The sequence below is a fragment of the Legionella erythra genome (assembly GCF_001467615.1).
In the GTDB taxonomy this organism is placed as follows: Bacteria; Pseudomonadota; Gammaproteobacteria; order Legionellales; family Legionellaceae; genus Legionella_C; species Legionella_C erythra.
Genome location: NZ_LNYA01000024.1, coordinates 170,072 through 181,388, shown reverse-complemented (window position 1 = coordinate 181,388; position 11,317 = coordinate 170,072). Strand labels below are relative to the sequence as shown.

Here is an 11,317-nt window from a genome sequence, read left to right as displayed (position 1 = left end):
CAGCTGTTTTAATAATTGGGCAATGCTGATGGGCTCACTGATGGCCAGTTCCTGCTCCACCAAGTCTTCCGGTATCTCGCCTTTTTGAAACCGCTCAACAAAAGCCTGATGCGCCCGCTCAGCCGCCGCCAGATCATGGAAGCGGGCAATGATTTCTTTTGCCAGTTCAATTTTTACATCGCGGGGGTTGTAGCCTTCTGCAACCGACTTTTTAAGTATCTCTATATCTGAGATGGGTCTGAAACTTAATAAATCAAGGTATCGCCACATTAATTCATCACTGATGGACATGATTTTGCCAAACATGCTGTCCGCACTTTCTGCTATTCCAATGTAATTGTTCAATGATTTAGACATCTTCTTGACGCCATCCAATCCCTCAATCAGTGGCAGCATCATAATAACCTGCGGTTCATGGACGTAATGCTTTTGTAACTCCCGCCCCATGAGTAAGTTAAATTTCTGATCCGTTCCTCCTAATTCCACGTCCGCTTTTAATTCCACCGAGTCATAGCCCTGGATGAGCGGGTAGAGGAATTCATGAATGGCAATAGGCTGTCCGGATGTATAACGTTTATTGAAGTCATCACGCTCCAGCATTCTTGCAACGGTATGGGTCGCGGCCAGACGAATTAGATCCGCTGCGTTTAATTGACCCAGCCACTGCGAATTAAAGGCAATAGTGGTTTTTGCAGGATCGAGAATTTTAAAAACCTGATGCTGATAGGTTTCTGCATTAGCCAATACCTCTTCGCGGGTCAATGGCATACGGGTCACATTTTTACCGGTTGGATCGCCAATCATGGCGGTGAAATCACCAATAAGAAAAATGACTTCATGCCCCAGCTGCTGAAATTGACGCAGCTTATTCAGTAATACCGTATGGCCTAAATGCAAATCGGGTGCGGTCGGGTCAAAGCCCGCTTTAATACGCAAGGGGCGATTTTTGAGTAATTTTTTTTCAAGTTCCTGTTCCGGAAGAATTTCCTCACACCCTCTTTTTAACTCATTGTAGGCGGAATCTGCGATTATCATGCGTGTAAAACCTTTTTTAATGATTGACCTAACTTCTTGCAGCGAGTATCTTAGCCCGGTTATTCTGTTCTCGCTAGAGGACAGTACAAAGAATAAGCAAAAAAGCATGAACGCTTTAGGATGGTAATGACTAGTAACGGCTGATTCGTCAATCACTGGACACGATTGGGATACCTTATTACTTAAGCGGTCAGAGCCAAAGAAGACTGTAACAACGTTTATTTTAATTAACAGATTCTCCTGGGATGACAGTAGTAAAGGCGAAACATGGATCACAGACCCAATGTCTCATTAAATAGTCCGGAAAAACCATCTAAATTGCTGGCGCTGATTGCTTTGGTTATCGCGTTTGCCTTGCCGTTTATTCTGGTCAAGTCATTCCCTCATAAGCAGAAAACACGCTTTACGAATCGCAGTGTCGCACTTCCCCATGCCAAACAGGAAGCCCCTCATCAAACCGCTGTGATCAAGGCCGCTGGCCCCACGTCGGTTGGTACTGTTGCCGTCGCTGCTGCAAAGAAAGCACCTCAACCGGTAAAAACGGCAGCCCCGGTGGTGGCCAAAAAGAAAATAATCCATGGCAAGGAATGGAAAATCATCAAAGCGCGCCCCGGCGACTCGTTAGCCAGTGTGTTTAATCGGGTTGGATTAAGTGCCAAGACGCTAGGCATTATTATTAAAGACAATCCGCATGCCAAAGCATTGTCCAAACTTAAACCCAATGAGGAAATTCAATTTCTGGTCAACGAGCAAGTGCTGGAAAAGATGATCCTGCCGTTTACCAGTACCCAATACATGGTGGTCTACCGTGACGGGGCCCACTATAAAAGTAAAATCAATTCACGGAAAATGAACAGCCACAGCCATTTTCTGACTGCAACCGTCAAGGGGTCACTGTACAGTACGGCCAAACGCAACAACATCCCCTACAAGCTCATTCAACAAATGACAGATATTTTTACCTGGGATATCGATTTTGCTCGCGATGTGAGAGCGGGTGATCGCTTTACCATTATTTACAAAGCCTATTACATTGAAGATAAATTAGTCGGAACGGGTGATATTCTTGCCGTTTCTTACAAAAATGGCGGCCGCACCTTCCAGGCCATACGCCATACCAGCCGCGATGGGCGCACCGACTATTACACTCCCCAGGGCACCAGCCTTAAAAAGGCATTTAATCGCTACCCCATTCGCTTCAGCCATATCAGTTCAACCTTCAGTCTGTCGCGCTATCATCCCATCCTGCATTATCGTCGGGCTCATAAAGGGGTGGATCTGGCGGCACGTATTGGCACACCTATTCAAGCCACGGGTGATGGCCGTATTGAACTTATTGGTCGACAAAGCGGTTATGGGAACATGATTAAAATTAATCATAACAAGCTTTACAGTACCATTTACGGTCACATGCTCAAATTCCAGAAAGGCTTATCCCGCGGTGATTTTGTACGCCGGGGACAGGTTATTGGCTACGTGGGTCAAACCGGTTTAGCATCCGGCCCGCATTGTCATTATGAGTTTCATATCAACGGCCAGCCTAAAAACCCGACTACGGTCACACTCCCCAGAGGAGCGCCCATCTCAGGCCGTGAATTAGCGACATTTAAAGCCAATACCAACACGCTGCTTGCGCAATTGAAACTGTATGAGGAAGGCAATCTGGCCAGCAAGGCAAGAAAGCAGGGTAAAAAAGGCTAACCAACCCAAATGAAAATCAGGATAAAAACCGGACGCGCAGACGCTCGCCCGGTTTTTTTGTCATTAGGAATTAGCTAATTGGTTTTGAACGGCTTGTGCCTGTTTTAAATGCTGAGCCACATTGGCACGGGTCGCTTCCAGGTATTGACGTAATTGCGGATTAGTCGCTTGCGGAATCAAACGTTGATCCAGCAATTGCAGAGCAGCCGCGTGATCTTTTACCATGGCATTGATGTAGGCACGATCAAATGCATGATTTTGCAGACGGTTTAAAGCAGCCAATTCTTGTCGGCCTTTTCGTTGCAGCTGAGCTGCCGTTTGACCTTGTTTGGGAGCAACATCCAGTTTCTGGCTTAAGCGCTCTGCTTCCTGCAGGTTTCTGCTGTGAGCCTTGTTCATGATTTCAGCATAATTTCTAACCGCATGATTGGCTGATTTTTGTTGCGCAGTATTGGCGGCAGCAATTTCGTTTTTATTCAACACAATCAAGCTGCTTAAAATCTTGGCATCTGTTTGCTTTTGTTCAACTGAAACATGCGTCACAGGCTGATTGGTATCATTATAAAAATGAGGGTTGGTATTGCAACCGGAAGCGAACAACACGGCGCTGCAAACCAAAGAAAATAGAAGCTTTGAATTCATGACATTTCCTTATATTTTTGTTCATTAGTGACTTGATTACAGCATGAATAACAACCATGAACGGTCGATTTCCATTTAACATTACCATAGGTTTCGATAAAATGAATACCTGATAATTAAGGATTTTTAATTTTTAACCGCAGAAAACGCCACCGGATACTGATAATCGTCTGGTGAAAATTAACACCGACAGGTATAGGGCCAAAGAAAGGAATCTCATGCATGAATGGATAAACAGCCTACTCGCGATCAGTCTTGTAGCAGTTCTTTCGGGCTGCCAGTTCCCTGATGATCCCAATCAAACCTTAAATAAAATTCGCAAGACTCACCGCTTAAAAGCCGGGGTTTGTTTAAACCATACCGCATCATCAGACGAAATGGCCTTATTGAAGACATTAGCGAAACATTTGAACGCAGAAGTAATCTGGTTTTCAGACCCTCAGGATGTATTATACCGTCGGTTGCAGGACTATAAAATAGATATCGTTGCCTGTGCGATTCATCAGGATTCCCCTTGGTCTGAAATCCTCGCGTTTACTGTGCCTTATGATAAAAACGATCATGCTGCTTATGTGCTGGCGGTACCGCCCGGTGAGAATGCCTGGCTTAAACAGGTGAATGAATTCATTGAAAAGCAGAGGACAATTCAGCATGCTGCACGTGACTAAAACCCTGGAATTTCCAGCAAAATTACAACCCGTTTACGCGCAGGCAATCCGCTATGAATGGATTTCATTTTTTTACATGATTTCCACCAGTTTTTTTTCGTTTTTAGTCATGTCCAATTCGCAAACCATGAAAACAATCTGGCTTGAAGACATGCTCGGTATTATCCCGCCGCTTTCTTTTTTGATAGCCAGCCGCATTGTTAAATGGAAAGCCAATCGCAATTTCCCCTATGGTTTTCATCGCGTCACCACCATGTCTTTTTTTACCAGTTCCCTGGCCTTACTGATTTTAGGCATTTATCTATTGGTCGACGGGGTCATTGTGCTGCTGAAACACGAGCACCCCACCATCCCCAATGTGTTTTTCTTTGGGCATTCCATTTGGTTAGGATTCATCATGATTCCTGCTCTCTTATGGTCAGGCATCCCCTCAACCATTTTAGGCCATGTCAAACTCCCTCTTTCCCGAAAACTCTACGACAAAATACTATTTACTGATTCAAAAATGAACAAAGCCAGCTGGATGAGTGCCTTTGCCAGTATCATCGGCATTCTGGGCATTGGGTTGGGTTACTGGTGGGCGGATGCAGGGGTTGGCCTGTTGATTTCAATCAGTATCATCCACGATGGCTACAAGAATTTTAAACAATCTGTCTTCGATTTGGTGGATGAGATCCCTAAAATGATAGGCAATGAAAAAACCGATCCCCTGATTGCCGACGTCAAGGCCCTGATTAAAAAAGAAGATTGGGTTCAGTCGGTGACGACTCGTTTTCGTGACGAAGGCCATGTCTTTTTCGGCGACATCCTGATTGAACCCAAGGCAGATGATGTCTCTTTGATCAAACTTCATGCCTTGCGCCACAAGCTTGAACAATACAACTGGCGACTGCACGACATTGTCATCATGCCGGTATTACCCGCATCCCGGTTAAATGGGTCATCCACACCAGCGGCTGCGTCTACCACTACAAAAAAAGATAGCGGCAAACCATCACGCTCGCGATGATGCCGGCCAAATCCGCAAGCAGCCCAGCCGGGATGGCATGACGGGTTCGTTTAATCCCCACAGCGCCAAAATAAACCGCAATGACATAAAAGGTAGTCTCGGTACTGCCCATCATGGTGGCTGCTGTTTTTGAAATGAACGAATCCCCGCCGTTTTCATGGATCAATTCAGCCATCACACCCGTAGCAGCACTGCCTGAAAATGGCCTGATTAAAGCCAGGGGTAATAATTCCGGCGGCATGCCGAACCACGCCAGAACAGGAGCCAGGGCTGCATTTAATAATTCAAAAAACCCAGACGCTCTGAGCATACCAATCGCCACCATCATGGCTATCAGGTAAGGAACGATGCTGATACTGGTTTCAAACCCCTGTTTCGCTCCGGTGACGAAGGCGTCAAACACATTGATTTTTTTAAAGGATCCATAAAGCGGAATACCAACAACAAAAAGAAGCAGCACCCAATTGGAAATATAATTGGCAATTTCAATCATTTATCCCAACCTCTCTTAAGCGATAAGCGGGTAATTTGGCTAATTGTTTTACCGCCACGATCGCAACCAAAGTGGATACGCTGGTCGCTATCAGGGAGGTGAAAATCACTGAGCTGGGTTGATGAGCACCGTTTGCTGCCAGAAACGCGATGGCCGTCGCTGGAATTAATTGCACACTCGATGTATTAATAGCTAAAAAAGTACACATGGCATCGCTTGCCTGTTCAGCTTTGCCATTTAACCGTTGCAGCTCATTCATCGCCTTAAGGCCAAAGGGTGTTGCAGCATTAGCCAGACCAAGCATATTGGCGGCAATGTTCATGACCATCGCCCCCATGGCCGGATCATCCACCGGTACATCAGGAAACAATGGCCGCAAAACCGGCTTAAGCCAGCGCGCAAAACGGTTGACCAGGCCTGATTCCGATGCGATGGCCATAATACCCAACCACAAGGCCATGATGCCGCTTAAACCCAAAGCGATTTCAAAACCTAACTTGGCCGAGTCGGTCACGGCATGCACGACATTGTCGAGACGCCCTTCAATGGCCCCGACGACCACTGACAAAACAATCATCCCTAACCATATTGCATTCAGCATTCTTGTACCTCTGTTGCATCAAGGTTAAAATTCACCATCGAATTTGCCGAGAACACCATGAAAAAAAACTGCCAGCCCCTCTTATCCTGCATGCTGACGCTTTCTCTCGGCTTATCCGCTTTTTCAGCGGGCGCGGCGGTTACTGAAGAAAAGCAGGCAACCGCGACGTTAAAGGGACTATATCACAGCATGAATCACATACCGAATTTTGATATGACAGAGCGCCTTGATAAAATCAGCGGCTATTTCCTCGGAAGGCCTTATGTGCTCGGCGCACTGGGTGAAGGCAGTCGCGCACGCTTTGATCAATACCCGCGTTACCGCACGGATGCGTTTGACTGTGAAACCTATGTCACCACGATATTAGCCATTGCGCTGGCCAATAATGAACAAACCTTTAAACACTGCCTGAGAAACCTTCGCTACAGCCAGGGCAAATTGGGCTTTATCCATCGCAATCATTTTACCGGTTTAGACTGGAACCAAAATAATCAGCGTCAAGGTTATGTTAAAGACATCACCACCACCATTGTGGATAAAAACAAACAGCCCGTGTTTAAAACAGCCTCAGCCTTCATTGATAAGCCGTCCTGGTATGCGCATTTTGGCGACGATCATATCCGCTTACTCCATCAGGACCCACACCTGCGCCAGCAACGGCTTCAAGAGTTGCAAGTCCTGGGCAGCAAACTGCCGCGAACGGTATCTAATCTGCCATACCTGCCTTTTACGGCTTTGTTTGATACCAGGGGTAAGGCTAATCAATACCTGTTCAAGCAGATCCCTGAGGCCGCCATTGTTGAAATTGTCAGGCCCAACTGGAATTTACGTAAAGAAATTGGCACCAATCTTAATGTATCGCACTTGGGCTTTGTCTTCTGGAAAAATGGAACGCCTGTTTTCCGCCAGGCCTCTTCACAATACGGCAAAGTGGTTGATGTACCACTGATTGACTACTTGTCAGAAGCGCGTAGCAGCCCGACAATTAAAGGCATTAACATCCAAATTGTTCTTCCGTCCCAACCCTTGTCCAATGGTTGTCATGTCAGGAACCACTAAATCTGGAAATAAGTACCGATAGCCATGGTCCGGTTGTAGGGCAACTTATAGAATTCAATGTTGAGATTGACCGAGTAGTTACGCATCAGGAAGGCGAATAATTTTTCCTGCCAGTAAAAATTAAGCGAGCGCTTCTCTCGCGAGGCCATGATATTAGGGATTTCCACCAGGTAGGTTGCATTATCGACATTGAGTTTAAACGGCAAATCCCCTTTCTCATTTAACAGCATCAGGGCATCAGGGATGGAAATATCATCCATGAACCCATAGTTCAGGGTTAATTCGTAAATGGTGTCATCGAGTTTATTCACCTCAAAACGATGATTGATATAAATGTGCGGGCGATTGCGTACCACATAATTGACAATCAGAATGTTTTGTGGGACCGACAGGCTCAATTTTAAAAAGTGTAGAAAACTGCCGCCACTTCGATCATAGGTATCGGTAATAAATATAGCCGTTAACCCGGGAAGCTTGTTTAAGGTTTTGTAATGCAATTGTTTCACTATCTTGGAGATGTCTTCTTTAGCCATGTAGTAATTGGTTTTTAAGAACTGCAAACCGTTATTCCAGGTAAACATGACGGTGGCGACCAGCAAAGCAAAGCCAATCGGCACCCATCCGCCGGTAATAAATTTGTGCGAATTGGACGCCAGGAACAGTAAATCGACTGAGACAAATAACGAGAAAACCAAAAGCATTTTGACAATTGACCAATGCCAAACCTTCACGGACGCATAAGCCACCATCAGGGTGACCATCAGCATGGTCAAGTTAACAGCGATACCATAGGCATGAGCAAGATTGGCTGAGCTTTGGAAAATAATAATCAGCAACAACGTACCAATCATTAAGAAAAAATTAACCTGAGGGATGTAAATTTGCCCCGCATGCTCTTTGGATGTTTGAATAATCTGCAGCTTAGGATAAAACCCGAGCAAGACGGCTTGCCGCGTCAATGAAAACGTGGCAGTAATCAACGCCTGGGAAGCAATAATGGTGGCGATGGTTGAAATGATGAGCAAGGGAATAAAAAAGCCGTCTGGCGCCAGATTATAAAAGGGGTTGTCAATGTCTTCCGGGTGAGCCAACAGGTTGGCACATTGACCAAAATAATTCAATAACAGACAAGGCAAGGCAATCATAAACCAGCTGGCGCGAATAGGGTTTTTACCAAAATGGCCAATGTCAGCATACATGGCTTCACCACCAGTCACAACCAGGAATACGCCCCCCAGAAGGAAAAACCCTTTCATACCATTTTCGCGAAAAAATTCAAAGGCATAATAAGGATTCACCGCGATAAGCACCTCCGGATTATCCATGATCTTATTCACCCCGAGGACGGCAATGGTCACAAACCAAATCAACAGCAGAGGGCCAAAAGCAAAGCCTATTTTGGCCGTTCCTTTGTGTTGCATGGAAAACAGGGCAACTAAAATGAGGCAGGATAACGGCACGACCCATTTTTCCAGTTGCGGCGATACCGTTTTTAAACCCTCAATGGAACTGGTCACGGAAATCGCCGGTGTCAGCATGCCGTCGCCGATTAATAAACCCGCTCCGAAAATGGCGACTAAATAAAACAGGTGCTCATGCCGGGCACGCTTGCGTTTCAAAAGCGCGAGCAAGGCGAGAATCCCGCCCTCACCATCGTTGTCGGCACGCAGAACCACCGCCAGGTATTTTAAAGAGATGACAATGACAAGCGACCAGAAAACCAGCGACAAAACGCCCATCACGTCGAGCTCATTGATAGGCAGTCCCCACAGTGTCTCACGAATAGCATACAACGGGCTGGTTCCAATATCCCCAAATACTACCCCCAGTGCTGCCAGGGTTAATTTGAATGAAAATTTTTTCTCGGCCATGTGAAACATCCATTAAGACGGTCTTTCACTATAACGAATGATCATGGGCTTGCGTAGTCTGTTTAGCAGGTTTTTTTATCTAAGGCTTTAATTTACAATGAATTAGTCATTCAAACCTGAGCATCTCAGCCTTGTCAGCAGAAAATGAGGGCTTTGATTGCGAAATAGGCAGGGATGCTTAATAATGAGGGATTAGATCTGTAACAGGAGTAGGAATGTCACCCAAACACGCCGCCCGATACCTGGCTTTATCCAGCCTGCTGCTGCCCTTGTCTTTGAGCGGCTGCTATAAACCACCCTACAATAATTTCAAGCCCTATAACTCCATGCCCAAATACACAGCAAAAGGAGCAACGTATGGCCTTATCGCCGGGACCGTGGCCAGTGCAGCCAGTTCAGCCGCCATTCCCGGGGGCATTGTCGTGGGCGGTATTGCGGGAGCGGCCACCAGCCTTTATAAGGAAACCAAACAATCCATCGTTCATGATCTCAACGAACAGGACATTCAATTTGTCGAGTACGGCGATACAATGACCTTAATTGTCCCAACTGACCGGTATTATGTGTTCGATACGCCGGAATTAAATGATATTTGCTACCCCGCATTGGTCAATATTGTGCGGTTGCTTCGTTTATATCCAAATAGTACTATCTATGTAGCCGGATTTACCGATAACATTGGTTCAAGACGGCATAAACAAAAGCTGTCGCAAGCCCGAGCCGAGGCCATGTTGACCTTTTTATGGGCCAATGGCATTCAGGCTCAACGCCTCACGGCAGAAGGGTATGGCGATAAGCATGATGTCTCAGACAATAAAATCATTCACGGCAGCGCTCAGAATCGGCGGGGGGAAATACAATGGTTTAATGCGCCCATCGCGCATCCTGCGCCCATGCCAGCCGTGGCCATGACGAAATAACGGTTCACCGAAAACCCAAAGCCTCAGGGATGCGAAGCTTGTAAGTATTAAGGACAGGATTCTTCATTGGAGGTCATTATGAAATCCCGATTCATTGGCGGCATTCTTCTTGTGGTAGGCACATCCATTGGCGGCGGCATGCTGGCCCTGCCTGTCGCTAATGCCGCAACCGGTTTCTGGCAATCGACCTTTTTTCTTTTTATATGCTGGGCCATCATGACTCTGGGCGCTCTGTTTATTCTCGAAGCCAATCTCTATTTACCACGCGGCAAACACATGGTATCCATGGCAGAAGCCACCTTAGGAAAGGCCGGGTTATTGACCGCCTGGCTGAGTTATATTTTTCTCTTGTACACTCTGCTGTCCGCCTACATCTCAGGCGGTGCAGATATTTTTGCCAGTCTCTTTTCGCGTGTCGGACTCCACCTCAATGAATGGCAGGCCAGCTTACTGTTCACTTTAGCCTTTGGCGCGGTGGTTTATGCCGGTATCCGCAGCGTCGACTTGCTGAACCGCGGGTTGATGTTTGGCAAACTGGGCGTTTATCTTATCCTGGTTGTGCTTATTGCCCCCCATATCCAGTTAAATTATCTTGATGGTGGTGATTACCGCAACATCGCCAGCAGCATCATGCTGCTACTGACTTCATTTGGTTTCGCCATCATTGTACCCAATCTTCGCGAATACTTTAATGACGACATCAAAACCTTGCGGCGGGTAATTTTGATTGGCTCCTTTATTCCCCTGCTCTGCTACCTGGCGTGGGATGCGGTCATCATTGGCACCTTGCCATCAGAGGGCAACGACGGTTTAGCGGCTTTAATGCATAGCGATCGCACCAACAGTGAATTAGCCGCCATGCTGGCAAAGACCGTGCATAGTCCACTCATTACGTCATTGTTTAACTTTTTCACTTCCATTTGCATGCTCACGGCATTTCTGGGGGTTTCTCTCTGCCTCATCAGTTTTTTAGCTGATGGGCTTAAAGTGGAACAAAGAGGCAAGGAAGGCCTGGGTTTATTTCTGTTAACTTTTTTCCCGCCCCTGCTTCTGGTGCTTTATTACCCCGGCGCCTACATTTCTGCACTCAGCTATGCCGGTCTATTTTGTGTGATTTTATTGTTGCTTTTACCGGCGTTGATGGTCATGCTGGGGCGTAAGAAATTTAAAAGCGAATACCAGGTCCCAGGCGGCAGATTAACCCCTGTTTTTGTGATTATGTGTTCATTTTTATTGTTAATTCATGCAGTATTACAACTACTGCATGTGATTTAGCTTGCTTCTTCGTGAGGAGGCTATTGACTATGGGGAATATATT

General features: G+C 46.3%; 11 protein-coding genes (1 of these 11 only partly in view). 6 read left to right on the top strand and 5 right to left on the bottom strand.

Annotation, left to right across the window (positions count from 1 at the left end; genetic code table 11):
* Positions 1–1,035, bottom strand: the 5' portion of a protein-coding gene (gene tyrS / locus Lery_RS07670) for a tyrosine--tRNA ligase (RefSeq protein WP_058526671.1). Its footprint begins 162 nt before the window's first position; only the first 1,035 of its 1,197 coding nucleotides appear in the window; the start codon lies at positions 1,033–1,035; the stop codon falls past the left edge of the window.
* Positions 1,036–1,302: 267 nt separating this feature from the next.
* On the opposite strand from tyrS, the gene Lery_RS07665 reads away from it, so the two are divergent.
* The gene (locus tag Lery_RS07665) at positions 1,303–2,736 is read left to right on the top strand and encodes a peptidoglycan DD-metalloendopeptidase family protein (protein ID WP_058526670.1); all 1,434 of its coding nucleotides are present in this window, start codon (positions 1,303–1,305) and stop codon (positions 2,734–2,736) included.
* A gap of 63 nt (positions 2,737–2,799) precedes the next feature.
* Here Lery_RS07665 and Lery_RS07660 read toward each other — a convergent pair whose 3' ends face one another.
* Positions 2,800–3,378 carry a DUF4142 domain-containing protein gene (locus tag Lery_RS07660; protein ID WP_058526669.1) on the bottom strand — a complete coding sequence of 193 codons (579 nt, stop codon included), beginning with the start codon at positions 3,376–3,378 and terminating at the stop codon, positions 2,800–2,802.
* Between the two features lie 218 nt (positions 3,379–3,596).
* Here Lery_RS07660 and Lery_RS07655 point away from each other — a divergent pair, with 218 nt between their 5' ends.
* Both Lery_RS07655 and Lery_RS07650 read left to right on the top strand, forming a co-directional pair.
* Positions 3,597–4,046 carry a transglycosylase SLT domain-containing protein gene (locus Lery_RS07655; protein WP_058526668.1) on the top strand — a complete coding sequence of 150 codons (450 nt, stop codon included), beginning with the start codon at positions 3,597–3,599 and terminating at the stop codon, positions 4,044–4,046.
* Positions 3,997–5,055 (top strand): cation efflux transmembrane domain-containing protein, encoded by a 1,059-nt coding sequence (locus tag Lery_RS07650; protein ID WP_082657154.1) that lies wholly within the window; start codon positions 3,997–3,999, stop codon positions 5,053–5,055. The genes Lery_RS07655 and Lery_RS07650 overlap by 50 nt, the downstream gene beginning before the upstream one ends.
* Here Lery_RS07650 and Lery_RS07645 read toward each other — a convergent pair.
* Both Lery_RS07645 and Lery_RS07640 read right to left on the bottom strand, forming a co-directional pair.
* Entirely contained in the window at positions 5,015–5,548 is a 534-nt protein-coding gene (locus Lery_RS07645) for a spore maturation protein (RefSeq protein ID WP_058526666.1), read from the bottom strand. The two genes, Lery_RS07650 and Lery_RS07645, sit on opposite strands and share 41 nt — an antisense overlap.
* Positions 5,541–6,149 carry a nucleoside recognition domain-containing protein gene (locus tag Lery_RS07640; RefSeq protein ID WP_058526665.1) on the bottom strand — a complete coding sequence of 203 codons (609 nt, stop codon included), beginning with the start codon at positions 6,147–6,149 and terminating at the stop codon, positions 5,541–5,543. The genes Lery_RS07645 and Lery_RS07640 overlap by 8 nt, the downstream gene beginning before the upstream one ends.
* Before the next feature lie 57 nt (positions 6,150–6,206).
* On the opposite strand from Lery_RS07640, the gene Lery_RS07635 reads away from it, so the two are divergent.
* Positions 6,207–7,208 carry an N-acetylmuramoyl-L-alanine amidase-like domain-containing protein gene (locus Lery_RS07635; RefSeq protein WP_058526664.1) on the top strand — a complete coding sequence of 334 codons (1,002 nt, stop codon included), beginning with the start codon at positions 6,207–6,209 and terminating at the stop codon, positions 7,206–7,208.
* Here Lery_RS07635 and Lery_RS07630 read toward each other — a convergent pair.
* The gene (locus Lery_RS07630; protein WP_058526663.1) at positions 7,205–9,079 is read right to left on the bottom strand and encodes a potassium transporter Kup; all 1,875 of its coding nucleotides are present in this window, start codon (positions 9,077–9,079) and stop codon (positions 7,205–7,207) included. The genes Lery_RS07635 and Lery_RS07630 overlap by 4 nt on opposite strands.
* A gap of 215 nt (positions 9,080–9,294) precedes the next feature.
* Here Lery_RS07630 and cmpA point away from each other — a divergent pair, with 215 nt between their 5' ends.
* Together cmpA and Lery_RS07620 are read left to right on the top strand one after the other, a co-directional pair.
* Positions 9,295–9,999 carry a C-OmpA-like family protein CmpA gene (gene cmpA, locus Lery_RS07625; RefSeq protein WP_058526662.1) on the top strand — a complete coding sequence of 235 codons (705 nt, stop codon included), beginning with the start codon at positions 9,295–9,297 and terminating at the stop codon, positions 9,997–9,999.
* A gap of 78 nt (positions 10,000–10,077) precedes the next feature.
* A complete protein-coding gene (locus Lery_RS07620; protein WP_058526847.1) occupies positions 10,078–11,274 on the top strand; it encodes an amino acid permease in 1,197 nt (398 codons plus the stop codon).
* The last annotated feature ends 43 nt before the right edge of the window (positions 11,275–11,317 follow it).